This is a genomic window from Polaromonas sp. P3_B4 (assembly GCF_056402835.1).
Window position 1 is genome coordinate 1,940,094 of record NZ_JBFUGQ010000001.1, and the last position, 24,308, is coordinate 1,964,401.

At 60.3% G+C, this 24,308-nt stretch carries 22 protein-coding genes and 1 tRNA gene; 7 read left to right on the forward strand and 16 right to left on the reverse strand.

The features are described 5' to 3' along the window. Positions 1–2: 2 nt before the first annotated feature. From thrC to AC1DVV_RS09260, 3 genes are all read right to left on the reverse strand, one after another. Complete coding sequence (gene thrC, locus AC1DVV_RS09250; protein ID WP_477665777.1) at positions 3–1,418, reverse strand: threonine synthase; 1,416 nt, start codon at positions 1,416–1,418, stop codon at positions 3–5. Continuing rightward, complete coding sequence (locus AC1DVV_RS09255) at positions 1,418–2,740, reverse strand: homoserine dehydrogenase (protein ID WP_457280973.1); 1,323 nt, start codon at positions 2,738–2,740, stop codon at positions 1,418–1,420. Before AC1DVV_RS09255 ends, thrC begins: the two co-directional genes overlap by 1 nt. A 96-nt stretch (positions 2,741–2,836) precedes the next feature. Further along, positions 2,837–4,060 carry a pyridoxal phosphate-dependent aminotransferase gene (locus AC1DVV_RS09260; RefSeq protein WP_477665776.1) on the reverse strand — a complete coding sequence of 408 codons (1,224 nt, stop codon included), beginning with the start codon at positions 4,058–4,060 and terminating at the stop codon, positions 2,837–2,839. A gap of 197 nt (positions 4,061–4,257) precedes the next feature. Here AC1DVV_RS09260 and AC1DVV_RS09265 point away from each other — a divergent pair, with 197 nt between their 5' ends. The 3 genes from AC1DVV_RS09265 to AC1DVV_RS09275 all read left to right on the forward strand — a co-directional run bounded on the left by AC1DVV_RS09265 (position 4,258) and on the right by AC1DVV_RS09275 (position 7,117). Beyond that, positions 4,258–4,656 carry an Mth938-like domain-containing protein gene (locus AC1DVV_RS09265; RefSeq protein WP_477665775.1) on the forward strand — a complete coding sequence of 133 codons (399 nt, stop codon included), beginning with the start codon at positions 4,258–4,260 and terminating at the stop codon, positions 4,654–4,656. 123 nt (positions 4,657–4,779) lie between these two features. Beyond that, positions 4,780–5,256 (forward strand): peroxiredoxin, encoded by a 477-nt coding sequence (locus tag AC1DVV_RS09270; RefSeq protein WP_457280423.1) that lies wholly within the window; start codon positions 4,780–4,782, stop codon positions 5,254–5,256. A gap of 178 nt (positions 5,257–5,434) precedes the next feature. Continuing rightward, positions 5,435–7,117 (forward strand): PhoH family protein, encoded by a 1,683-nt coding sequence (locus AC1DVV_RS09275; protein ID WP_457280422.1) that lies wholly within the window; start codon positions 5,435–5,437, stop codon positions 7,115–7,117. Positions 7,118–7,222: 105 nt separating this feature from the next. Here AC1DVV_RS09275 and AC1DVV_RS09280 read toward each other — a convergent pair. From AC1DVV_RS09280 to uvrB, 10 genes are all read right to left on the reverse strand, one after another. Next, a tRNA-Val gene (locus AC1DVV_RS09280) sits at positions 7,223–7,297 on the reverse strand. 45 nt (positions 7,298–7,342) lie between these two features. Next, positions 7,343–8,050, reverse strand: a complete 708-nt coding sequence (gene dnaQ, locus AC1DVV_RS09285; protein WP_457280421.1) for a DNA polymerase III subunit epsilon — start codon at positions 8,048–8,050, stop codon at positions 7,343–7,345. 111 nt (positions 8,051–8,161) lie between these two features. Continuing rightward, positions 8,162–8,500, reverse strand: a complete 339-nt coding sequence (gene fdx, locus AC1DVV_RS09290; RefSeq protein WP_436154118.1) for an ISC system 2Fe-2S type ferredoxin — start codon at positions 8,498–8,500, stop codon at positions 8,162–8,164. Positions 8,501–8,514: 14 nt separating this feature from the next. Further along, a complete protein-coding gene (gene hscA, locus AC1DVV_RS09295) occupies positions 8,515–10,377 on the reverse strand; it encodes a Fe-S protein assembly chaperone HscA (RefSeq protein WP_457280419.1) in 1,863 nt (620 codons plus the stop codon). A gap of 301 nt (positions 10,378–10,678) precedes the next feature. Continuing rightward, positions 10,679–11,197, reverse strand: coding sequence for a Fe-S protein assembly co-chaperone HscB (hscB, locus tag AC1DVV_RS09300; RefSeq protein WP_477689383.1), 519 nt, complete (start codon positions 11,195–11,197; stop codon positions 10,679–10,681). Positions 11,198–11,273: 76 nt separating this feature from the next. Beyond that, positions 11,274–11,597 (reverse strand): iron-sulfur cluster assembly protein IscA, encoded by a 324-nt coding sequence (gene iscA / locus AC1DVV_RS09305; RefSeq protein WP_074575253.1) that lies wholly within the window; start codon positions 11,595–11,597, stop codon positions 11,274–11,276. 42 nt (positions 11,598–11,639) lie between these two features. Continuing rightward, entirely contained in the window at positions 11,640–12,026 is a 387-nt protein-coding gene (iscU, locus tag AC1DVV_RS09310) for a Fe-S cluster assembly scaffold IscU (RefSeq protein WP_092128183.1), read from the reverse strand. A gap of 41 nt (positions 12,027–12,067) precedes the next feature. Beyond that, positions 12,068–13,285, reverse strand: coding sequence for an IscS subfamily cysteine desulfurase (locus AC1DVV_RS09315; protein ID WP_457280417.1), 1,218 nt, complete (start codon positions 13,283–13,285; stop codon positions 12,068–12,070). A gap of 106 nt (positions 13,286–13,391) precedes the next feature. Further along, entirely contained in the window at positions 13,392–13,928 is a 537-nt protein-coding gene (gene iscR / locus AC1DVV_RS09320) for a Fe-S cluster assembly transcriptional regulator IscR (protein WP_457280416.1), read from the reverse strand. A 267-nt stretch (positions 13,929–14,195) separates the two neighbouring features. After that, complete coding sequence (gene uvrB / locus AC1DVV_RS09325; RefSeq protein WP_457280415.1) at positions 14,196–16,319, reverse strand: excinuclease ABC subunit UvrB; 2,124 nt, start codon at positions 16,317–16,319, stop codon at positions 14,196–14,198. Between the two features lie 219 nt (positions 16,320–16,538). On the opposite strand from uvrB, the gene AC1DVV_RS09330 reads away from it, so the two are divergent. Continuing rightward, on the forward strand, positions 16,539–17,735 hold the full coding sequence (locus AC1DVV_RS09330) for an amino acid aminotransferase (protein WP_477665772.1): 1,197 nt from the start codon (positions 16,539–16,541) through the stop codon (positions 17,733–17,735). Continuing rightward, positions 17,719–18,321, forward strand: a complete 603-nt coding sequence (locus AC1DVV_RS09335) for a nucleotidyltransferase family protein (RefSeq protein ID WP_477665771.1) — start codon at positions 17,719–17,721, stop codon at positions 18,319–18,321. The genes AC1DVV_RS09330 and AC1DVV_RS09335 overlap by 17 nt, the downstream gene beginning before the upstream one ends. A gap of 130 nt (positions 18,322–18,451) precedes the next feature. Here the strand turns inward: AC1DVV_RS09335 and ygiD are convergent, their stop codons facing one another. Continuing rightward, complete coding sequence (gene ygiD / locus AC1DVV_RS09340) at positions 18,452–19,306, reverse strand: 4,5-DOPA-extradiol-dioxygenase (RefSeq protein WP_477702568.1); 855 nt, start codon at positions 19,304–19,306, stop codon at positions 18,452–18,454. A 268-nt stretch (positions 19,307–19,574) separates the two neighbouring features. On the opposite strand from ygiD, the gene AC1DVV_RS09345 reads away from it, so the two are divergent. Next, complete coding sequence (locus AC1DVV_RS09345; RefSeq protein WP_477702567.1) at positions 19,575–20,987, forward strand: polyhydroxyalkanoate depolymerase; 1,413 nt, start codon at positions 19,575–19,577, stop codon at positions 20,985–20,987. A gap of 74 nt (positions 20,988–21,061) precedes the next feature. Then, complete coding sequence (rsxB, locus tag AC1DVV_RS09350) at positions 21,062–21,751, forward strand: electron transport complex subunit RsxB (RefSeq protein WP_477702566.1); 690 nt, start codon at positions 21,062–21,064, stop codon at positions 21,749–21,751. An 8-nt stretch (positions 21,752–21,759) separates the two neighbouring features. Here the strand turns inward: rsxB and AC1DVV_RS09355 are convergent, their stop codons facing one another. Together AC1DVV_RS09355 and AC1DVV_RS09360 are read right to left on the reverse strand one after the other, a co-directional pair. Beyond that, complete coding sequence (locus AC1DVV_RS09355) at positions 21,760–22,236, reverse strand: VOC family protein (protein WP_477707184.1); 477 nt, start codon at positions 22,234–22,236, stop codon at positions 21,760–21,762. Then, positions 22,233–24,284 carry an acetyl-CoA carboxylase biotin carboxylase subunit gene (locus AC1DVV_RS09360; protein ID WP_477702571.1) on the reverse strand — a complete coding sequence of 684 codons (2,052 nt, stop codon included), beginning with the start codon at positions 24,282–24,284 and terminating at the stop codon, positions 22,233–22,235. Before AC1DVV_RS09360 ends, AC1DVV_RS09355 begins: the two co-directional genes overlap by 4 nt. Between the last annotated feature and the right edge of the window lie 24 nt (positions 24,285–24,308).

Sequence of the window (24,308 nt, forward strand, 5' to 3'; positions counted from 1 at the left end):
ATTTAATGCACATTGTCGGCAATGTAGCGTTTGATCACGGCTGCATCGGCCGGCAGCACCTTGACGCGTTTCGGCAAGGCCTCAATGCCTTCGAACTTCGCCGGCCGCGTGGGCAACCGGCCCAGGGCTTCTTCAATGGTCGCCGCGAACTTGATGGGAAGCGCAGTCTCCAGCACGATCATGGGCACACCGGGTTGCAACTGCTCGCGCGCCACCTTCACGCCGTCGGCGGTGTGGGTGTCGATCATGGTGCCGAAGCGTTTGTAGGTGTCGCGGATGGTGGCCAGCCGGTCGGCATGGGTGCTCTTGCCGCTCACAAAACCGTAGCGCTGCGCGGTCGACTTGAAGGCTGCCTCCGCGCTCAGGTCAAAGTAGCCCTGGCTGCCGAGCTGGTCATGGAACAAGGCTTTGGTCTTGGCGCCGTCACGGCCCAGCAGGTCAAACACAAAGCGCTCGAAGTTCGAAGCCTTGGAAATGTCCATGGACGGGCTGGAGGTTTCGTGTGTGTCGGCGCTGCTGCGCACGCGGTAGACACCGGTGCGGAAGAACTCGTAGAGCACGTCGTTTTCGTTGGTGGCCACTACCAGCTTGGCTATAGGCAGGCCCATCATGCGGGCGACATGGCCGGCGCAGACGTTGCCGAAATTGCCGGAAGGAACGGTGAAGTTGACCTTCTCGGCATTCGATTGGGTCGCTTGAAAATACCCCGCGAAGTAATACACCACCTGCGCCATCAGGCGCGCCCAGTTGATTGAGTTGACGGTACCGATCTTGTACTGGCGCTTGAAGGTCAGGTCGTTGGAGACGGCCTTGACGATGTCCTGGCAGTCGTCAAACACACCGTCGATCGCGATGTTGTGGATGTTCTCGTCCTGCAAGCTGAACATCTGCGCCTGCTGGAAGGGGCTCATGCGGCCGTTCGGCGAGGTCATGAAGACGCGCACGCCCTTTTTGCCGCGCATGGCGTATTCGGCTGCGCTGCCAGTGTCGCCGCTGGTGGCGCCCAGGATGTTGAGTTCTTCGCCTCGGCGGGCCAGTTCGTATTCGAACAGGTTGCCCAGCAGCTGCATGGCCATGTCCTTGAAGGCCAACGTGGGGCCGTTGGAGAGGGCTTCGAGGTAGAGGCCGTCTTCAAGCTTTTTCAGCGGGACGATGGCTTTTGTGCCGAACACCTCTTCGGTGTAGGTCTTGTTGCAGATAGCCTCGAGGTCGACGGCGGGAATGTCGTCGACGTAGAGCGAAAGAACCTCGAACGCCAGTTCAGCGTAAGGCAGGCCACGCCACTTCTGCAGCGTGGCGGCATCCACCTGCGGATATTGCTCGGGCAAGTAGAGGCCACCGTCGGGCGCCAGGCCTTCGAGCAGGATTTCACAAAAACGCTTGCGTTCGGCGTGGCCGCGGGTGGAGATGTACAGCATCAGGCCAGCTCCTCCTTGCGGATGCGCGTGATGGGCGCCAGCACCGTAGGCAGCGCCTGCATTTGCGCCAGGGCTTCGTTCATCTTCGCTTCCACGCACTCATGCGTGAGGATGATGAGGTCGGTGTGCGTGGAACCCACGCCGCCCACTTCATCGGCTTCGCGCTGCAGCACGGCGTCAATGCTGATGCCCGTGCCGGCCAGGATGCCGGTGACCTTGGCCAGTACACCGGCCTGGTCTGCGACTTTGAGGCGCAGGTAGTAGCTGGTGACGACTTCGGACATGAGCACCACAGGCAGGTCGCTCATCGCATCGGGCTGGAAGGCCAGGTGCGGCACGCGGTGCTCGGGATCTGCGGTGTGCAGACGGGCGATGTCCACAAGGTCGGCGATCACGGCGCTGGCGGTGGGCTCGCTGCCCGCGCCCTTGCCGTAGTACAACGTGGTGCCGACGGCGTCGCCCTGCACCACCACGGCGTTCATCGCGCCTTCAACATTGGCGATCAGGCGCTTGGCCGGCACCAGGCTCGGGTGCACACGCAGCTCGATGCCATTGGCGGCGCGCTTGGTGATGCCCAGCAGCTTGATGCGGTAACCGAGTTGTTCGGCATAGCGAATGTCTTGTGCGGCCAGGCCAGTGATGCCTTCGACGTAAGCCTTGTCGAACTGCACCGGGATGCCGAAGGCGATCGCCGACATCAGCGTGACCTTGTGGCCGGCGTCCACGCCTTCGATGTCGAAGGTGGGGTCGGCTTCGGCGTAACCCAGGCGCTGTGCTTCTTTCAGCACGACGTCGAAGTCCAGGCCCTTGTCGCGCATCTCGGACAGGATGAAGTTGGTGGTGCCGTTGATGATGCCGGCGATCCACTGGATGCTGTTGGCGGTGAGGCCTTCGCGTAAGGCCTTGATGATGGGGATGCCGCCGGCCACGGCCGCTTCAAACGCGACCATCACGCCCTTGCGGTGAGCCGCTGCAAAAATCTCGGTGCCGTGCACAGCCAGCAGCGCCTTGTTGGCGGTGACCACGTGCTTGCCGGCTTCGATGGCTTCAAGCACCAGTTGTTTGGCGATGCCATAGCCGCCTATCAGTTCGATCACGATGTCGACGTCAGGGCTGGCCACGACCTTGCGGGCGTCGTCCACGACCTGCACACCGGGGCCGACTGCGGCCTTCGCGCGCGCCACGTCGAGGTCGGCCACCATGGTGATCTCAATGCCGCGGCCGGCGCGGCGGCGGATTTCTTCCTGGTTGCGCTGTAGTACGTTGTAGGTGCCGCTACCCACGGTGCCAATGCCCAGAAGGCCTACCCGGATCGGGCTCAAATTCGTCGGTTTCATAGTCGCTGAGGTCTTGCTTTACGTTGATTTGGAGTCCTGCCCTCAAAAGAGCGAGGAAGAGGAATGGGGCCGAATGCAGGGTCAAGTTCGGTTGTTGCGGTAGTTCTCGAGGAACTTCGCAATGCGGCCAATGGCTTCGCGCAGGTCTTCCTCATGCGGCAGGAAGACGATGCGAAAGTGGTCCGGCTCGGGCCAGTTAAATCCCGTGCCCTGTACCAGCATGACCTTGGTCTCCTTGAGGAGCTCCAGGAAAAACTGGCGATCGTCCTTGATTGGGTAGACCTTGGGATCGAGACGGGGAAACATGTAGAGCGCAGCGCTGGGCTTGACGCAGCTCACGCCCGGAATGGCGGTGATCAGCTCATAGGCCAGGTCGCGCTGGCGGCGCAAGCGCCCGCCTTCGCAAGTCAGGTCGTTGATGCTTTGGTAGCCGCCCAACGCCGTCTGGATGGCCCACTGGCCGGGCACGTTGGAGCACAGCTTCATGTTGGCCAGCATGTTCAGGCCTTCGATGTAGTCCTGCGCCTGCTTCTTGGGGCCGGACACCACCATCCAGCCGGCGCGGTAGCCACATGAGCGGTAGCTCTTGGAAAGCGAATTGAAGGTCACCGTGAGCACGTCAGTCGACAGGCTGGCGATGGCCGTGTGCTTCACACCGTCGTACAGCACCTTGTCATAAACCTCGTCCGCGAGAATGACCAGACCGTGCTCGCGTGCGATGTCGATGATGCCTTTGAGCAGTTCGTCGGAGTACAGCGCGCCCGTCGGGTTGTTGGGGTTGATGACCGCAATGGCCTTGGTCTTTGGCGTGATCCTGGCGCGGATATCGTCCAGATTGGGCATCCAGCCATTGCTTTCATCACACCGGTAATGCACCGGCGTGCCGCCCGAGAGGCTGGTGGAAGCCGTCCACAGCGGGTAGTCTGGCGCCGGCAGCAGCAGCTCGTCGCCGTCGTCGAGCAATGCGTTGGTGGCCATCGAGATCAGTTCGCTCGCGCCGTTACCGAGGTAAATGTCGTCCAGCGTCACGCCCTTGATGCCCTGCTTCTGGGTTTCGTGCATCACGGCCTTGCGCGCCGCGAAAATGCCCTTGCTGTCCGAATAACCGGCCGAGGCAGGCAGGTTGCGGATCATGTCCTGCTGGACTTCTTCGGGCGCATCAAAACCAAACACCGCCAGATTGCCAATATTGAGCTTGATGAGCTTTTGGCCTTCTTCTTCCATCTGCTTGGCGGCATCCATGATCGGACCGCGGATGTCATAAAGGACATTGGCCAGCTTGGCAGATTTGGTGATCGGTTTCATGCGGTTTTATCGGTATGTGGGCAAGGCCTCGGGGCCCACCATGCTGGCAACGGGGAAGAAGCGTCAGCACTGCGGCGGGAAATTCGGGCGGAATCTATAATTTGACCACATAAAAGAGGGTTTTCGCCTCTAAAACCCGTCAAACCGCCCCGTGCATCGGCGCCCTCCGCACCATCGAAACGCCCAAATAATCCCGTATGAAACTTCAGCCAGACCGTCTCGATGTTCAGTCCATCCTTGGCTACGGTCCAGGCTGGGTCGGCCTGGGAAGCAATGGTGTCGCGGAGAAAATCGAACACAGCATCGTGATTGGCTCAAGGGGCGAGAAGTTTGACTGGAACTGCACGCGTTTTGAGCAACTCACGGCAGAGCATTTCGCCCTGCTGGCCGCGACGCAGCCTGAACTCGTGATTTTTGGCAGCGGCTCCCGGTTGCGCTTTCCGCCTCCGGCCTTCCTGCGCACGCTGATGGAGCGCCGCATCGGCATTGAGACCATGGACACATTGGCGGCATGCCGCACCTACAACATCCTCGCGGGAGAAGGCCGGCAGGTAATTGCTGCCCTGCTGATTGAAACAGAAGGAACAGAAGGCTGAAATGCCCTCTCTTTCAGGGTAAAATCTAGGGTTGCACTTGGCACCACATCCAGGACTCACGTCCCGGGCCGGTTGCCAAAAGGCGCGGCTAATTACAACTACTTTCGTCAGGGTCTACTCAGTATGGCAGTCGTCGTCAATAAACCACTCCCCGAATTTGAAGCGATCGCCACAAGCGGCATCAAGGTTTCCAACACATCCCACCTCGGCAAAGTCGTTGTGCTGTACTTCTATCCCAAGGACAACACACCGGGTTGCACCACGGAAGCCATGCAGTTCCGTGATCGCTACAAGGACTTCGTCAAGGCCGGCGCAACCGTGTTCGGCGTGTCCCGCGACAATATGAAGTCCCACGACGAGTTCAAGTCCAAGCTTGAACTCCCGTTCGAACTGATTGCGGACACCGAAGAAAAAATGTGCCACATGTTCGGTGTGGTCAAAAACAAGATCATGTACGGCAAGAAGGTCAAGGGCATCGAGCGCAGCACCTTCCTGGTGGGCGCCGACGGTCAGCTGAAAGAAGAGTGGCGCGGCCTGAAGGTGCCCGGCCACGTGGACGACGTGCTCAAGGCCGTCAAGGCGCTCAAAAAGGCTGCCTGAAACAGCCCTGACGCCAGTTAGCAACAAAGAATTGCAAAGGATTGCCCTGTCACGCGAGTTGTGCATAATGAACTCATGCTGTTGACCTTCGCAACTGCGCCAAAAGAACAAGCCGCCCTGGTTTCAAGGCGGCTTTTTCGCTTCTGGAACCCTTCTTTTTTAGAGAGTTTTAAGCACTATGCCCCTGCCCCCCGCCCCGACCAAACGTGCCGCCCTGCTCTCCCCCGACGCGCTTGACGCGCCCGCCCGCTCGCCCTCCAAAGCACGCAAGACGGAAAGTGCCGAATCCGCCCAGAAACCCCCGGTGATGGACCTGTTTGACAGCCGCGCAGCAGGGGATGGCAGCCAGCATCCGTCAGCGTTTCAAGGAAAAGAGCCTGCCAACCCTTCAAGGACGAGCGCAAGCAGCTATAAAAAAGAGAGCATTCCACTGCCGCAGCCGGCTGCCAAGCCCAAAAAGGCCAAGCGCACCGGCCCCACCAAATTGTTCGTGCTCGACACCAATGTGTTGATGCACGACCCAATGTGCCTGTTCCGGTTTGAGGAGCACGACATCTTCCTGCCCATGATCGTGCTTGAAGAGCTCGACGGCCACAAAAAGGGCATGACCGAGGTGGCGCGCAACGCCCGCCAGACCAGCCGGACGCTGGACGCGCTGGCAGGCACCCAGGGCGCTGACATTGCCAAAGGCCTGAAACTGGACACCACCGGCCACCCTGAAGCTGGTGGCTGCCTGTTTTTCCAGACCAAACCGCTGGATTACACCCTGCCCATGAGCCTGCCGCAGGGCAAGGCCGACAACCAGATCCTGGGCGTGGTCGAGGCCTTGCGCAAGGAATACGCGCCGCGCGAGGTGGTTCTGGTGTCCAAGGACATCAACATGCGCGTCAAGGCCCGCGCCCTGGGCCTGGCCACAGACGACTACCAGAACGACAAAACCCTGGAAGATGGCGACCTGCTGTATTCGGGCTCGCTGGCCCTGCCGGCTGACTTCTGGACGCGCCAGAGCAAAACCGTCGAAAGCTGGCAGCAAGGCAGCCACACCTTCTACCGCATCACGGGCCCCATCGTGGGTAGCCTGCTGATCAATCAGTTTGTTTTTTTTGAAGCCCCCGGCGAACCCCCGCTGTATGCCCGCGTGACGGAAATTCGGGCCAAAACCGCCGTTCTGAAGACCCTGAAGGACTACAACCACCTCAAAAACGCCGTCTGGGGCGTCACCACGCGCAACCGCGAGCAAAACTTCGCGATGAACCTGCTGATGGACCCCGAAGTGGACTTCGTCACGCTAGCCGGCACGGCAGGCACTGGCAAGACGCTGATGGCACTGGCCAGCGGCCTCACGCAGGTGCTGGATGACCGTCGCTACACCGAGATCATCATGACGCGCGCCACCGTGAGCGTTGGCGAAGACATCGGTTTCCTGCCGGGTACCGAAGAGGAAAAAATGGGCCCCTGGATGGGCGCACTGGACGACAACCTGGAAGTGTTGGGCAAGACCGACAGCGGTTCGGGCGAATGGGGCCGCGCTGCCACCAACGAGCTGATCCGCTCGCGCATTAAGGTGAAAAGCATGAATTTCATGCGCGGCCGCACCTTCCTGAACAAGTACGTCATCATCGACGAAGCACAAAACCTGACGCCCAAACAGATGAAAACGCTGATCACGCGGGCCGGTCCCGGAACCAAGATCATCTGCATGGGCAACCTGGCGCAGATTGACACACCGTACCTGACTGAAGGCTCATCGGGCATGACTTTTGCCGTCGACCGCTTCAAGGGCTGGCCCCACGGCGGACACATCACGCTGGCGCGCGGCGAACGTTCGCGGCTGGCTGATTTCGCCAGCGAAGTGCTCTAAGCACGACGGCAAAAAACGGCGCTTATTGGCGCCTATCGGTGTTTACGGCGCCGAAATGAAAAAAGGCCAAGTCGCAAGACTTGGCCTTTTTTGTTCTTCAAATTCTGGTGGGCGGTGCAAGTTTCGAACTTGCGACCCCTGCAGTGTGAATGCAGTGCTCTACCCCTGAGCTAACCGCCCTATTGGTCAGCCTAAGATTATATGCTGTTTCGATGGCTTTATTGTTTACGCCGCCAAAACACGCCAAACCGTTTTACCCTTGCTGGCCTTGTCAATATCCACCAGCAGCTTTTCATGGTCGGCGATCTCCTGGTCGTTGGCTGCGAGCAGCGGCAGGTCAAAGGCGCTGAGATCCATCTGGGGCACGTCACTATCGCCTTCCCGGGCGCTGTCCCCAACATCCATCACCAGCGCATTCTGGCCACGGGTCAGATTGATGTAGACATCGGCCAGCAGTTCAGCGTCCAGCAAGGCGCCGTGCAAGGTCCGGCCCGAATTGTCGACTTCCAGCCGGTCGCACAAGGCGTCCAGCGAGTTGCGTTTGCCCGGGAACAGCTCCTTGGCCATCATCAGGCTGTCGGTGACCTTGGCCACGCAATGCTTGATGGGCGGCTTGCCGATGAGTTCGAGTTCCTTGTTGAGGAAGCTCACGTCAAAAGGCGCGTTGTGGATGATGATCTCGGCGTCCTGCAGGTACTCCAGCAGTTCATTGGCCACGGCCGAGAACTTGGGTTTGTCTTTCAGGAACTCGTTGCTGATGCCGTGAACCTTGAGCGCGTCCTCGTGGCTGTCGCGTTCGGGGTTCAGGTAGAAGTGGCGGTTGTTGCCGGTGAGCTTGCGGGCTACCAGTTCGACGCAACCGATTTCGATGATGCGGTCGCCGTTTTCAGCGGAAAGACCGGTGGTTTCGGTGTCAAGAACGATTTGGCGCATGGCTGGATTATCGCTGTGCTGGGTCAGTGGATGTTTTTCCGCCGGGCCGCCCCTAGAAAAAATGCGCCCCCTCGGGGGGCAGCGCAGCACACGCAGTGGCAAGCGTGGGGGCTAATGATTTTCCTTTGCGTGATTGATGGAGTATTTGGGTATCTCCACCGTCACATCCGACTGGGCCAGGAAGGCCTGGCAACTCAGCCGTGAATTGGGTTCCAGGCCCCAGGCGCGGTCCAGCAGGTCTTCTTCGCTCTCGTCGAGCTCATTCAGCGAATTGAAACCTTCGCGCACAACGACGTGGCAGGTTGTGCAGGCGCAGCTGAGGTCGCAGGCGTGCTCGATGTTGATCTTGTTGTCGAGCAGGGCTTCGCAAATCGAGGTGCCGGCCGGCGCACTGATTTCAGCGCCCTGTGGGCAGTATTCGGGATGAGGCAGTATTTTGATGATGGGCATGGTTGTCAGTCGGTTCAGACCGCCTCGATGTTTTTACCGGCGAGGGCTTGCTTGATGCCCCGGTTCATGCGCTGGGCGGCAAAGCCTTCGGTGCCTTTGGCCAGCGCCTGGGTGGCCGCTTCGATTGCGGCCGCATCACCGTGGGCACGCGTGTCGGCGAGGCCGACGATCAGGCTGTCGATCTGCGCCCGTTCATTGGGGCTCAGCAGGTCGGCATCCGCTGCCAGGGCGCTTTGTGTGGCCAGAATCATGCGGTCGGCATCGACCTGGGCTTCGGCCAGGGCACGGGCCTGCATGTCTTGTTGCGCGGTTGAAAAGCTGTCTTGCAGCATGCGCGCAATATCGTCGTCCGACAGGCCGTAGGAAGGCTTCACGTCGATGCGTGCCTCAACGCCGCTGACCTGTTCTTTCGCATTCACACTGAGCAGCCCGTCGGCATCGACGGTAAACGTCACGCGGATGCGGGCAGCGCCCGCCACCATGGGCGGAATGCCGCGCAGCTCGAAGCGGGCCAGGCTGCGGCAGTCGGCCACCAGGTCGCGTTCGCCCTGCACCACATGCAGCGCCAGGGCGGTCTGGCCGTCCTGGTAGGTGGTGAAGTCCTGTGCCATGGCCGTGGGGATGGTCTGGTTGCGCGGCACGATGCGCTCGACCAGCCCGCCCATGGTCTCGATGCCCAGCGACAGCGGGATCACGTCGAGCAGCAACAGGTCTGCGCCCATGTTGTTACCGGCCAGTTGGTTGGCTGAAATGGCCGCGCCCAGCGCCACCACTTCATCGGGGTTGAGGTTGACCAGCGGCTCGCGCCCGAAGAAGCTGGCAACCGCCTTGCGCACCTGCGGCATGCGGGTGGAACCCCCAACCAGCACCGCGCCCTGGATGTCTTCTTTGGCCAGTTTGGCATCGCGCAACGCCTTGCGGACGGCCGCCAGCGTGCGCTGTGTCAGGTGGGCGGTAGCAGTTTCAAAATCTTCCGCTTTCATTTCGAAATTGACGAGGGCTTTAGCCAGTTGCACCGAAAAAGGCACGGGGTCCGCAGACGACAACGCCTCCTTGCAGTTCCGGGCGGTACGCTGCAAGGCCGCCTTATCGGACGGCGTGAGCGTGTCCGCCGCAAGCCCGGCCTTGGCCAGCACCCAGTCGACAAGCGCACGGTCGTAGTCATCACCGCCCAATGCGGAATCGCCACCGGTCGCCACGACTTCGAAGACACCTTGCGTGAGGCGCAGGATGGAAATGTCAAAGGTGCCGCCACCCAGGTCATAGACGGCGTAGACGCCTTCGCTGCCGTTGTCCAATCCATACGCAATCGCGGCGGCCGTGGGCTCATTGAGGAGGCGCAACACGTTCAAGCCGGCCAGTTGCGCCGCATCTTTGGTTGCTTGGCGCTGGGCGTCGTCAAAGTAGGCCGGCACCGTGATTACGGCGCCATAAATATCGTCATTAAAAGTGTCTTCGGCGCGGTAACGCAACGTGGCCAGAATCTCCGCGCTGATCTCGACCGGGCTTTTCTCGCCGGCGACAGTCTGCAGCGTGACCATGCCCGGCTTGTCGTTCAACTCGTATGGCAACTGAGCGCGGCTGCCGATGTCGTCAATGCCGCGGCCCATCAGACGCTTGACAGAAGAAATGGTGTTGCGCGGATCTTCCACCTGCGCGGCCAGGGCTTCATAGCCGATCTGGCGCTTGTCGTCCTCAAGGTAGCGCACCACGCTGGGCAGCAGCACCCGCCCCTGCTCGTCGGGCAGGCATTCGGATACGCCACTGCGCACGCTGGCGACCAGCGAATGTGTGGTCCCCAGGTCAATCCCCACCGCGATGCGTCGCTGGTGCGGGTCGGGCGTCTGGCCGGGTTCGGAAATTTGCAGGAGTGCCATGCGCGGTTGTCGTACTTTTTCTGTAATGCCTTGGAACCTGTTCAATGTCATTTTGGAGATCGCATTGGAGTGCAATCGGGATGAGTGGATACCTCGGATGCGCCGCATGGGCTGATGCCCATGCAAGCGGCCGGGGTGTCCAATCGCCCGATTTCACTCCAACCCTTCGGGCAAGTGCCTTGTCGGGCGGTCTGCGGCGTTGCGGCGCTTGCCAATAGCCCAGCTATTGGCGGTGCACCGCGCCTTGCATCCCATCCCGAAAAGGTACTTGTGCGACTCCAAAAAGACATTGAACAGGTTCCTATTGTCCCAGCTGGTCGATGCGTGCATCAACCTCACTGGCAAAGCGCTCAATAAACATAAGGCTTCTGACCTGCTGGGCTGCGGCAGGAAAGTCCTTGTCCACGTCCAGCAGTTGCTCTATCTTTGATAGCTGCTTGCGCGCGTCAACTGTGGCTTGGGAGGCTATTTCTTCAAAATCTTCAGTTGTTTCGGCATCGTCGAGCGCTTCGCGCCACTGCATCTGCTGCATCAGGAAGTCGTGCGGCATCGTGGTATTGTTTTCGGCGTTAATGGGCGCACCGTTCAGCTCACACAAATAGCTCGCCCGCTTGAGCGGGTCTTTCAGCCGCTGGTAGGCCTCGTTGATGCGCACCGACCACTGCATGGCCACACGCTGGGCGGCCGTACCCTTAGCCGCGAATTTGTCAGGATGCGCTTCGCGCTGCAAATCCTTCCAGCGCGCGTCAAGCGCCGCGCGATCCTGCGCGAAGCGCTGGGGAACACCGAAAAGCTCGAAGTCGTTGGATTGGAGATTCATGCCGAGAAAAAGCCGCCAGCACAATCAGTGGAGGCGGCTTTGATAAGGGTGCAGCACGCGTTCGACCGCTCGCCCGTCAAACCCGGAAGCTTTCGCCACAGCCGCAACGGTCACGTTCGTTGGGGTTGATGAACTTGAAGCCTTCGTTCAGGCCTTCGCGCACAAAGTCGAGCTTGGTGCCATCGATGTAAGCCATGCTTTTAGGGTCGACCAGCACCTTGACGCCGTTGTCTTCAAACACGACATCTTCCGGTGCGATCTCGTCGGCGTACTCCAGCTTGTAAGCCAGGCCGGAGCAGCCGGTGGTCTTCACGCCAAGGCGAACGCCCACACCCTTGCCGCGTTTGGTCATGTAGCGGGTCACGTGGCGGGCGGCGGCATCAGTCAGGGTAACGGACATTTAAATCACTCGAAGGAAACAGGTGACGGGCAATGCGATTGATCAGTGCGTGTGCTTTTGCTTGTAATCGTTCACGGCGGCCTTGATGGCGTCTTCCGCCAGGATGGAGCAGTGAATCTTCACAGGCGGCAGGGCCAGCTCTTCAGCAATCGCGCTGTTCTTGATGCTTGCCGCTTCGTCCAGCGTCTTGCCCTTGACCCACTCGGTCACCAGCGAGCTTGACGCAATCGCGGAGCCGCAGCCGTAGGTCTTGAAACGTGCATCTTCAATCACGCCCGTCACCGGGTTGACCTTGATCTGCAGCTTCATCACGTCGCCGCAAGCAGGCGCGCCGACCATGCCGGTGCCTACCGTTTCGTCGCCCTTTTCAAAGGAGCCGACGTTGCGGGGGTTTTCATAGTGGTCTACCACTTTTTCGCTGTATGCCATTTTGTTTACCTCTTTAAGCTGTCTTGAATTGCGGGCTCGCCTTAATGGGCGGCCCACTGGATGGTGGATAAATCAACACCATCCTTGAACATCTCCCACAGGGGGGAGAGTTCGCGCAGTTTGGCCACGTTTTCCTTGATGGTGGCGACCGCGTAGTCGATTTCTTCCTCGGTGCTCCAGCGGCCAATCGTCATGCGAAGGCTGCTGTGCGCCAGTTCGTCGCTGCGGCCCAGGGCGCGCAGCACATAGCTGGGCTCCAGGCTGGCCGATGTGCAAGCCGAGCCGCTGGACACGGCCAGACCCTTGATGCCCATGATCAGCGATTCGCCTTCGACGAAGTTGAAGCTCATGTTCAGGTTGTGCGGCACGCGCTTGTCGGCGTGGCCATTGAGGAACACTTCTTCCACGTCCTTGAGCCCGTTGAGCATGCGCTCATGCAAGGCAAGGATGCGCTTGTTCTCTTCGTGCATCTCGGCCTTGGCAATGCGGTAGGCCTCGCCCATGCCGACGCACTGGTGCGTGGGCAAAGTACCCGAACGCATGCCGCGCTCATGGCCACCGCCGTGCATTTGCGCTTCCAGGCGTACACGCGGTTTGCGGCGCACGTACAGGGCACCAATGCCCTTGGGGCCATAGGTCTTGTGCGAGGTCAGGCTCATCAGGTCGACCGGCAAGGTGGCAAGATCGATGTCAACACGGCCGGTTGCCTGCGCGGCATCCACGTGGAAGATGATGCCTTTTTCACGGCACAGGGCGCCAATGGCCGGGATGTCCTGGATCACGCCGATTTCGTTGTTGACGAACATGACGCTGACCAGAATCGTGTCGGGGCGGATAGCGGCCTTGAGCGCCTCCAGGTCGAGCAGGCCGTCGGCTTGCACGTCCATGTAGGTCACTTCAAAACCCTGGCGTTCCAGTTCGCGGCAGGTGTCCAGCACAGCCTTGTGCTCGGTCTTGACCGTGATGATGTGCTTGCCCTTGGTCTTGTAGAAATGAGCCGCACCCTTCAGGGCCAAATTGTTGGACTCGGTCGCGCCGCTGGTCCAGACGATCTCGCGCGGATCGGCGCCAATCAGGTCGGCAATTTGTTCGCGTGCCTTCTCGACAGCGGCTTCCGCTTCCCAGCCCCAGGCGTGGCTGCGGGACGCGGGGTTGCCGAAGTGCTCGCGCAACCAGGGAATCATGGCGTCCACCACCCGCGGATCGCAGGGGTTCGTGGCACTGTAGTCCATGTAGATGGGAAAGTGTGGGGTGTCCATGTGGCTAGCTCTTTAAATTCACAGGCTGGCTGGCAGCGCGATCAATGAAGTCAATGCAGTCGGTTCACAAAAGGATGGTGCCGGGCAGACGCCCGGCATCGCTCCATCAGGATTTGGAAAATGCATTGCCCAGTGCGAAGACCGAGTTCGGTGCATTCACGCGGATCGGCTTGACAACCGGCGCTGTGAAAATGGCTTTTTTCACCTGCGGGGTATTCTCGATCACCACGCCCTTGGCGAGCTGGTCTTCCACCAGTTTTTGCAGGGTCACGGAGTCCAGGAACTCCACCATGCGGCTGTTCAGTGAAGCCCACAGCTCGTGCGTCATGCAGCGGCCGCCTTCGCCCAGGCAGTTTTCCTTACCGCCACACTGGGTGGCGTCGATCGGCTCGTCCACCGACACGATGATGTCAGCCACGGTGATCTCGGAAGCCTTGCGGCCCAGCGTATAACCGCCGCCGGGACCACGGGTGGATTCCACCAGTTCGTGACGGCGCAGTTTGCCGAACAGCTGTTCGAGGTAGGACAGGGAAATCTGCTGGCGCTGGCTGATGGCGGCCAACGTGACCGGGCCGTTGTTCTGACGCAATCCCAAATCAATCATCGCGGTGACCGCAAAGCGGCCTTTGGTCGTGAGGCGCATAACAAGCTCCTTTAAATGGCTTGACTGTCGTTTTCACCCTGAAAGCTTGTGACTTACAGGGAACTCTTCCTCCAGCCGCCCAGGTCAGTCAACCGGTATCGCGGGGGCTTTTTTGTTGTTCTGATATTGTTCTTGACTGTTTTCGTCAAGTATAACACGAGCAGGGTTTTTCCCGCTGAGGGTGCTCAAAACATGAGGGCTAACCCGTAGCTCGACTCACTTTATGCACCATATCCGTGCACAAAGTGAGTGGTCGGGTCGATCGGCCTAGGCGCGGGTTTGGCCTGCGGCGCTTAGCGGTACGACATTATCGGTGCCAGGCGCGCCAAAAGCCTGCTCCTTGAGGATGTGCAACTGGTCCCGTACCCGCGCGGCTTTTTCGAACTCGAGATTCTTGGCGTGTTCGATCATCTGCTTTTCCAGCCGCTTGATCTCGCGGGCGATGTCCTTCTCGCTCATGTCTTCCACCAATGCCTTCTGCATCTCGATCTTTTCGGCTTCCTTGCCGGATTTCTCGCTGTAGACACCATCGATCAGGTCCCTGATGCGTTTGACCACGCTGCGCGGCGTGATGCCGTGCTCCAGGTTGAAGGCAATCTGCTTGTTACGCCGGCGTTCGGTTTCATCCATGGCTTTTTTCATGGAGTCGGTGATGCGGTCTGCATACAAAATCGCACGGCCGTTCAGGTTTCGGGCCGCGCGGCCAATCGTCTGGATCAGGCTGCGCTCGGCGCGCAAAAAGCCTTCCTTGTCGGCGTCCAGAATGGCCACCAGCGACACCTCCGGGATATCGAGCCCCTCACGCAGCAGGTTGATACCCACCAACACGTCAAACGCGCCCAGCCGCAGGTCACGCAGGATTTCTACCCGCTCGACCGTGTCCACATCGCTGTGCAGGTAGCGCACCTTCACACCGTTGTCGCTCAGATAATCCGTCAGCTGTTCGGCCATGCGTTTGGTCAGCGTGGTGATCAGCACCCGTTCATTCTTCTCGACCCGGATGCGGATTTCCTGCAGCACGTCGTCGACCTGATGGGTAGCCGGCCTCACTTCCACCTGCGGATCCACCAGCCCGGTGGGCCTGACCACCTGCTCCACCACCTTGCCTGCGTGCTCTTTCTCATAATTCGCCGGCGTGGCCGAGACAAAAACGGCCTGCCGCATCTTGGCTTCAAACTCCTCGAACTTGAGCGGCCGGTTGTCCAGCGCGCTCGGCAGGCGAAAACCGTATTCCACCAGCGTGGTCTTGCGTGCGCGGTCGCCGTTGTACATGGCGTTGAGCTGACCGATCATGACGTGGCTCTCGTCGAGAAACATCACGGCATCCTTGGGCAGGTAATCGCACAGCGTCGAAGGGGGCGATCCCGCCGGCGAACCGCTCAGGTGGCGGGTGTAGTTCTCAATGCCCTTGCAGTGGCCGATTTCACTGAGCATCTCCAGGTCGAACCGGGTGCGCTGCTCGATGCGCTGGGCTTCCACCAGTTTGCCGTCGGCGACGAACTGGGCCACCCGCTCGGACAGCTCCAGCTTGATGGTCTCCACCGCCGTCATGACCTTGTCGCGCGGCGTGACGTAGTGGCTCTTGGGGTAGACCACAAAGCGCGGGATTTTCTGGCGTATGCGGCCTGTCAGTGGGTCAAACAACTGCAGCGACTCGATCTCGTCGTCGAACAGCTCGATGCGTATGGCCAGCTCGGAATGCTCGGCCGGGAAAATGTCGATCACGTCCCCGCGCACCCGGAACGTGCCGCGCGCGAAGTCCTGCTCGTTGCGCGTGTACTGCATGCGGATCAGCCTGGCGATCACGTCGCGCTGGCCCATCTTGTCGCCGATGCGCGCAATGAACCGCATCTGTGTGTAATCCTCAGGCGCACCTATGCCGTAAATAGCGCTGACCGTACCGACGATGATGGTGTCGCGCCGCTCCAGCACGCTCTTGGTGGCCGACAGGCGCATCTGCTCGATGTGCTCGTTGATGGCCGAGTCTTTCTCGATGAAAAGATCGCGCTGCGGCACATAGGCTTCAGGCTGGTAGTAGTCGTAGTAACTGACGAAATACTCGACCGCGTTTTTCGGGAAGAACTCGCGGAACTCACTGTAAAGCTGCGCGGCCAGCGTCTTGTTGGGCGCAAACACGATGGCCGGCCGGCCCAGGCGGGCAATCACATTGGCCATGGTAAAAGTCTTGCCGGAGCCGGTCACGCCCAGCAGGGTCTGGAACACCTCGCCGTCGTTGATGCCCTCGACCAGCTGGTCAATTGCGGTGGGCTGGTCGCCCGCAGGCGGATAGGGCTGGAACAGCTCGAACGGCGAATCCGGGAAACGCACGAACTCGCCCACAGCGGGGTCGGTGTTGACTGAATCAGTTATGACTTCCATAGCTTCTGGCATAAAACCTCGATCAGGCCCCGTTAAAATTCAGGGCAACCAAACAGAATACGACATTCGGCCGAAAATGGAAATTGCAATCCCCATTCGCCTTGTAGTTGCCCCCGCTATCGCTTTTGACACCTCTTGTAGCCTTTTTTCCGGTCAGCTTGTGACCTAAATCCGTGACCTGAACCCCCTATCGTCGCTTTCGCCTTCTTTTCACTTCTCTGAGGATATTTCATGTCTTTGTTTACCGCTGTCGAAATGGCCCCGCGTGACCCCATCCTGGGCCTGAACGAGCAGTTCAATGCCGATACCAATCCTGCAAAGGTCAACCTGGGCGTGGGCGTGTACTACGACGACAACGGCAAGCTCCCCCTGCTGCAATGCGTACAGGCGGCAGAAAAACTCATGATGGAATCTCCCAAGGCGCGCGGCTACCTGCCAATTGACGGTATCGCCGCCTACGATGCGGCCGTCAAGGGCCTGGTTTTCGGCGTCGACAGCGAACCTGTCAAAAGCGGCCGCGTGGCCACCGCGCAGGGCATTGGCGGCACAGGCGGCCTGAAGATCGGCGCCGACTTCCTGAAAAAGCTCAGCCCCAATGCCAAAGTCCTGATTTCGGACCCGAGCTGGGAAAACCACCGCGCGCTTTTCAGCCAGGCCGGTTTCGTGGTTGAAAGCTATCCTTACTACGATGCAGCCAAGCGCGGCGTCAACTTCGACGGCATGCTCGCCGCCCTCAATGCAGCCGCCGAAGGCACCATCGTCGTGCTGCACGCCTGCTGCCACAACCCGACCGGCTACGACATCACCGCAGCCCAGTGGGACCAGGTGATCGCCGCCGTCAAGGCGCGAAAGCTCACGCCTTTCCTCGACATGGCCTACCAGGGCTTTGGCCACGGCATTGCGGAAGACGGCGCCGTCATCGGTAAATTTGTGGCTGCCGGCCTGAGCTTTTTCGTGTCGACGTCCTTTTCCAAGAGCTTCAGCCTCTACGGCGAACGCGTGGGTGCCCTGTCGGTGCTGTGCGAATCCAAGGACGAAGCCGACCGCGTGCTGTCGCAGCTCAAGCTGGTCATTCGCACCAACTACAGCAACCCGCAGATCCATGGCGGCATGGTGGTGGCCACGGTGCTCAATACCCCCGCGCTGCGCACCCAATGGGAGCAAGAGCTGAGCGAAATGCGTGTGCGCATCAAGGCCATGCGCCAAAAGCTCGTGGACGGCCTGAAGGCCGCCGGCGTCAAGCAGGACATGAGCTTCATCACCGCCCAGATCGGCATGTTCAGCTACTCGGGCCTCAGCAAGGACCAGATGGTGCGCCTGCGCAATGAATTCGGCGTTTACGGCACCGACACCGGCCGCATGTGCGTGGCCGCCCTGAACAGCAAGAACATCGACTACGTCTGCGCGTCGATTGCCAAGGTCGTCTGAGGCCGTACTCCCGGATGAATTCATCCGGGACGCGCTGAAAAACCGCCACAACCGGTTCATTCTGGAACACCTGCCTGCGCTGGGACTGCCCGACGCATGGCTGGTGGCGGGATGCCTCTTCCAGACAATCTGGAACCTGCACGCGGGCCAGCCACCCGAAGCCCACATCAAAGACTACGACCTGTTTTACTTTGACCCTGCCGACCTTTCAGGCGCAGGCGAAGCAGCCGTCAATGAACGTGTCAGCGCCTGCTTTGCGGGCCGGGGCATTGTGGTGGAAGCCAAAAACCAGGCCAGGGTCCATACCTGGTATCAGGAGTATTTCGGCTTCCCCTACCCCGCCCTGCAAAGCTCCCGCGATGGCATCGACCGGTTTCTGGTGAGCTGTACGTGTGTCGGCTTAAGGGCAAATACTGCGGAGCGGACGGATGTAGAGCTTTATGCGCCCAACGGCCTGGCGCAGTTGTACCAGGGCAAGCTCAGCCCCAACCTGCTGTGCAACCACCTGCCGCTGTTCGAGAAAAAGGCGAAGGCTTATCAGGATCGCTGGAGCTGGCTGCAGGTTATCCATCCGCAAGTGGCCTGACCGGCCCCCAGCACGGCAGTGGCAAAAGCCAGGCTCTTCAAAAAAAACGGCTGCAGACCATGACTGACAAGCGCAAGCAGCTATCAATTTAATAGCACAAAAAGCTATCTGACACTCCGCTCCAACGGATTCATCCCCAAATTACTGACCGCATGGAAATGGAGCCAGCCTGGAAGCTGGTGTTGAAAAACCGTATTGGCTCCTTCGCGTCAACCGCGCCCGCCGTATACAGCAGCGGAAGGTAGTGCTCGTGGGTGGGGTGCGCCATCTTCGCCACCTGGCCCAGCTTCTGGAAATTCTGCAGCGCATCCAGATTGCCCTGCTGCAGATAACCACCGATAGTCTGGTCAAACTCCAGCGCCCAGTCGTAGGCCTGGTTACCCGCGGCCCCGCGCTGCATCTGGCGCAGGTTGTGCACGATATTGCCGCTGGCCACGATCAGCACGCCGCGGTCCCGCAACGCCTTCAGCTGCTTTGCCAGCGCATAGTGCTCGTCGGGAGCCCGGCTGTAATCCATGCTGAGCTGGATGACCGGGATGTCCGCATCCGGAAACATGGGCTTGAGCACCGACCAGGCACCGTGGTCCAGTCCCCACTCGCCTTCGTCGAGGCCGAGCGGCGCCGATGCGCGCTGCCTGACCAACTGGCTGATCACCTGCGCCGCCGCGGTGTCGCCGGGCGCGGGGTATTGCTGGTCGAAGAGCTCCTGCGGAAAGCCGCCAAAGTCGTGGATGGTTTTGGGCTTGTCCATGGCCGTCAGCCACCAGCCTTCGGTCAGCCAATGGGCGGAAACGCACAGAATCAGCTGCGGCCTGGGGAATTTCGACCCAAACTCGGCGCCCAGCGCCTGCCAGCTGCGCCGGTACTCGTTGTCGCCGATGGCATTCATCGGGCTGCCGTGGCCCACAAAAAGCACCGGCATCCGGTCTGATTTCTTCAAAGAAGCCAGTTGATCCAGCGAGGAGGCGTCAATCAGGGGAGGCATGTCGTTTTCCTGTTCAGGGCTGCAGCTCAGGATGGGCAAAGACCACCGGCTGCAGGCAGAATGGTAAGTGTTCTTTCAATCCCGCAGGTGGTGGCGGTTTCTCGGTTCGCAAGCCAGGCTGGCACCATCGTGGTGCTTTTGGCGTCAACAGTGTGAAAACCGCCCGGTATTGGTGGTTATCCTCAAATCAGTGCGGCAACCCCCTGTTATATTGCACTGCAACATATTACGATTTACCGAAGTAACCCTAACCCCAAGGTCGACCCCGATGCTGTACCAAGTCTATGAAGCCCAACGCACCTTGATGGAGCCCTTTGTCGACTTTGCGCAAGCCGCTGCAAAGCTCTACGGCAATCCCCTGTCGCCCATGGGCCAAAACCCGTTTGCACAACGCGTAGCCGCCGGCTACAGCCTGATTTACCGATTGGGCAAAGACTACGAAAAACCGGCTTTCGACATCCGGACGGTGGATGTCAACGGCACCGAGGTCAGCATCCACGAACGCGTGGAAATCGACAAGCCCTTTTGCGAGCTGCGCCGCTTCAAGCGCTTCACCGACGATCCCGCCACGCTGACAGGCCTGAAGGGCGAGCCCGCCGTGCTGATCGTGGCGCCGCTGTCGGGCCACTATGCAACCTTGCTCCGGGACACGGTCAAGACCATGCTCAAAGACCACAAGGTCTACATCACCGACTGGAAAAATGCGCGCACCGTGCCGCTTTCTGAAGGTTCATTCAACCTGGACGACTACGTCAACTACGTCCAGGAGTTCGTTCGCCACCTCCAGGGTATTTACGGCAATTGCCACGTCATCAGCGTTTGCCAGCCCACTGTGCCGGTGCTCGCTGCCGTGTCGCTGATGGCCTCACGCGGCGAAGCGACGCCCTTGAGCATGACCATGATGGGCGGCCCGATCGATGCCCGAAAATCGCCTACGGCCGTGAACAACCTGGCCATGAACAAGAGCTACGAGTGGTTTGAAAACAATGTGATTTACCGCGTGCCGAGCAACTTTCCGGGCGCAGGCCGCCGCGTCTACCCCGGCTTTTTGCAGCACACCGGCTTCGTCGCGATGAACCCCGACCGCCACGCCAGCAGCCACTACGACTACTTCAAGGACCTGCTCAAAGGTGATGACGCCAGTGCCGAGGCGCACCGCAAGTTCTACGACGAGTACAACGCCGTGCTCGACATGGACGCCGACTACTACCTTGACACCATCAAGACGGTGTTCCAGGAATTCAAGCTGGTCAACGGCACCTGGGACGTCAAGGGCGTGGATGGCCAAATTGAGCGTGTGCGGCCCGAAGACATCAAGACCACAGCCCACTTCACGGTCGAAGGCGAGCTGGACGATATCTCGGGCTCCGGCCAGACCGAGGCAGCACACGGTCTTTGCCACAACATCCCCAAGGCACTGCAAAAGCACCTGGAAGTCAAGGGCGCGGGCCACTACGGGATTTTCAGCGGCCGCCGCTGGCGCGAGATTGTCTACCCGCAGGTCAAGGCCTTCATTCTTGAGAACAATCGGGCTCCAACCCAATCCAAGCGTGCGCCAGCAGCTACCAAAACGATAGCAAAACCGGTGCGCACCGCAGCAGCAAAGCCTGCCGCCAAAGCCGCCCCGAAGGCCGCAGCAAAGCCGGCGGCAAAAAAAGCAGCACGCAGCAAGAAGGCTTGAGGGCGGCGGCAAGGCCGGGGTCGCGAAGGTAGAGCGCAGGCAGAGCGGGCCATGACTGGTAGGACAATAGGCGGGTGACCTCCCCCCCCGACTCCAGCCTTTTCGAGCGCATCAACGCCGCACTGCCCCAAACCCAGTGCACCCGCTGCGGCTATCCTGACTGCGCGGCGTATGCCACGGCCATTGCAACAGGTCAGGCCCCCATCAACCAATGCCCGCCAGGCGGCGCCGAAGGCGTGCAGCGGCTGTCGGCCATCACCGGTCAGCCCGTTCAGCCGCTCAATCCCGCCAACGGTACCGAAGGCCCACGTGCTGTCGCCTTCATCGATGAAGACTGGTGCATAGGCTGCACCTTGTGCATCAAGGCCTGTCCGACCGACGCCATCATGGGCAGCAACAAGATGATGCACACCGTCATCGAGCCCTGGTGCACAGGCTGTGAGCTGTGCATACCGGTCTGCCCTGTCGACTGCATCAGCCTGGAAAACGTCACCGGCGAGCGCACGGGCTGGACGGCATGGTCTCCGCAAGAGGCTGACACCGCCAGAGCCCGTTATGAATTCCATCAGAACCGGTACAGGAACAGCACAAGCCCGGAGGACAAAGGCGCAGGGAAAGCGAAAAACCCGCCACAGGCCCCGCTACCAGCTTCAGCTGCACGCCCCGAGGGCGACCCCGCCGTGGCGGACCGCAAGCGCATGGTGATTGAGGCCGCCCTGGCCCGGGCCCGTGTGCAGCGCGAAAAACGCGGCAAAAAAGACTGAGCAGCCCCTCAGCCCAGGGCAGAGAAAGCCTTGATCACCTCGGGCGGTGCCTGCACCAATTCAATCAGTACACCTTCACCCGAAACAGGAAACTCATCGTTAGCCTTGGGGTGCAGGAAACAGATGTCAAAACCCGCTGCGCCCTTGCGAATGCCGCCGGGTGCAAAGCGCACCCCCTTGGCCGTCAGCCACTCAACGGCTTTGGGCAGGTCGTCTATCCACAGGCCCACGTGGTTGAGCGGCGTGGTGTGCACCGCGGGTTTCTTGTCCACATCCAGTGGCTGCATCAGGTCAACTTCGACCTTGAACGGGCCGCTGCCGATCGCGCAGATGTCTTCATCGACGTTTTCACGTTCGCTGACAAAGTTGCCGGTGACTTCCAGGCCCAGCATGTCGACCCACAGCGTGCGCAGCCGGTCTTTGCTGCTGGCACCGATGGCGATCTGCTGGATGCCCAGCACTTTGAAGGGTCGAGTGGCACTCATGCCTGGAACTCCACAATCGGCTGGTCCACGCTGAGCGATTCGCCCTTGGCCGCCAGCACCTTGCCGACCACGCCGTCGGCTACGGCAAACAGCACGTTCTCCATCTTCATCGCCTCAATCACGGCCACGCGCTCACCGGCCTGCACTTTCTGACCCACCTGCACGGCCACATCCACCAGCAAGCCCGGCATGGGCGAGAGCACATAGCGGCTCATGTCCGGCGGCGCCTTGTAGGGCATGAGCGCATGCAGTTGCGCCGCGCGCGGCGACAGCACCAGCGCATCCAGCCGTGTGCCGTTGTGCGCAATGCGGATGGCCAGCGGGTTGCGGCCCACACCGCGCTCCACCTGCGCGGCGAAAGGCTGCCCATTCACCGTGCCGCGTATGCGCGCGCCGCCCAGATGCCAGTTGCTACAAATTTCATAGCTACCAGCGCCCGTATCTACTGTGCCGGAGCCCGATTGGGCTTGATAATTTCGCACCGTTACAGGGTGCTGCGTGTTCTGCCCCGCAGAGCCCAGGCTCACCACAACGAACTCTTCCCCCACCGTCACGCCATGGCCCGGCAGCTGTCCGCTGATGCCGGCGGCACGGCCCAGCATGCGGCGATTGACGTAAGCAGCCAACGCCAGCAGGAACGAAGGATCGTCATGCGGCACGTCTTCGGCATGAAAGCCTTTGCTGTAGTTCTCGGCAATAAAGCCCGTGTTGAAGTCACCCGCCACAAATTTCGGATGCGCCAGCAAGGCCGCCTGGAAAGGAATGTTGCTGGAGATGCCGCGGATCACAAAACCATTAAGCGCCTCACGCATCTTGGCAATCGCCTCCTTGCGATCCTTGCCGTGCACGATGAGCTTGGCAATCATCGAGTCATAAAACATCGGGATCTCGCCGCCATCCTGCACGCCGGTGTCAACACGCACACCGTACAGCTGCGAGATGTCGGCCGCAAACATGGTCTCCTTGGGCGGCTGAAAGCGCACCAGCCGTCCGGTGGAAGGCAAAAAGCTGCGGAACGGGTCTTCGGCGTTGATACGGCACTCAATCGCCCAGCCGCTACGCTGCACATCCTTCTGCGCAATCGGTAGTTTCTCGCCAGCCGCCACGCGAATCATCAGCTCCACCAGGTCCAGCCCCGTGATGCATTCCGTCACCGGGTGCTCCACCTGCAGGCGGGTGTTCATTTCGAGGAAGTAAAAGCTCTGGTCCTTGCCGACCACAAACTCCACCGTGCCAGCGCTCTGGTACTTCACGGCCTTGGCCAAGGCCACCGCCTGTTCGCCCATGGCCTTGCGCGTCGCGTCGCTGATGAAAGGCGACGGCGCCTCTTCAATCACCTTTTGGTGGCGCCGCTGGATGGAGCACTCGCGTTCGTTCAGGTAAATCACATTGCCGTGGCTGTCACCCAGCAGCTGAATCTCGATATGGCGAGGTTCCTCGACAAATTTCTCGATAAAGACGCGGTCGTCGCCAAAGCTGTTCCTCGCTTCATTGCGGCAGCTCGTGAAACCTTCGAATGCTTCCTTGTCGTTAAAGGCCACCCGCAAGCCCTTGCCCCCGCCGCCGGCCGAGGCCTTGATCATCACCGGGTAACCGATGCCCTTGGCAATCTCCACCGCCTTCTCGGCCGTTTCAATCGCATCGTTCACGCCGGGAATGCAATTCACACCCGCCGCACCGGCCAGCTTTTTCGATTCGATCTTGTCGCCCATGGCGGCAATCGAATAGTGCTTGGGACCGATAAAGATGATGCCCTCTTCCTCGACCCGCTTGGCAAAGCCCGCGTTCTCGCTCAGGAAGCCGTAGCCGGGGTGCACCGCCTGCGCGCCGGTCTGCTTACAGGCCGCGATGATCTTGTCGGCCTGCAGATAACTGTCACGGCTGGGCGCGGGGCCGATGTTGACGGCTTCGTCCGCCAGTTCGACATGGCGCGCGTCCTTGTCGGCGTCAGAATAGACGGCAACGGTCTGGATACCCATCTTGCGGGCTGTCTTGATGACCCGGCAGGCGATCTCACCTCGATTTGCGATCAGTATTTTTTTAAACATCATTGAGCCTGTCTTCGTTAACCG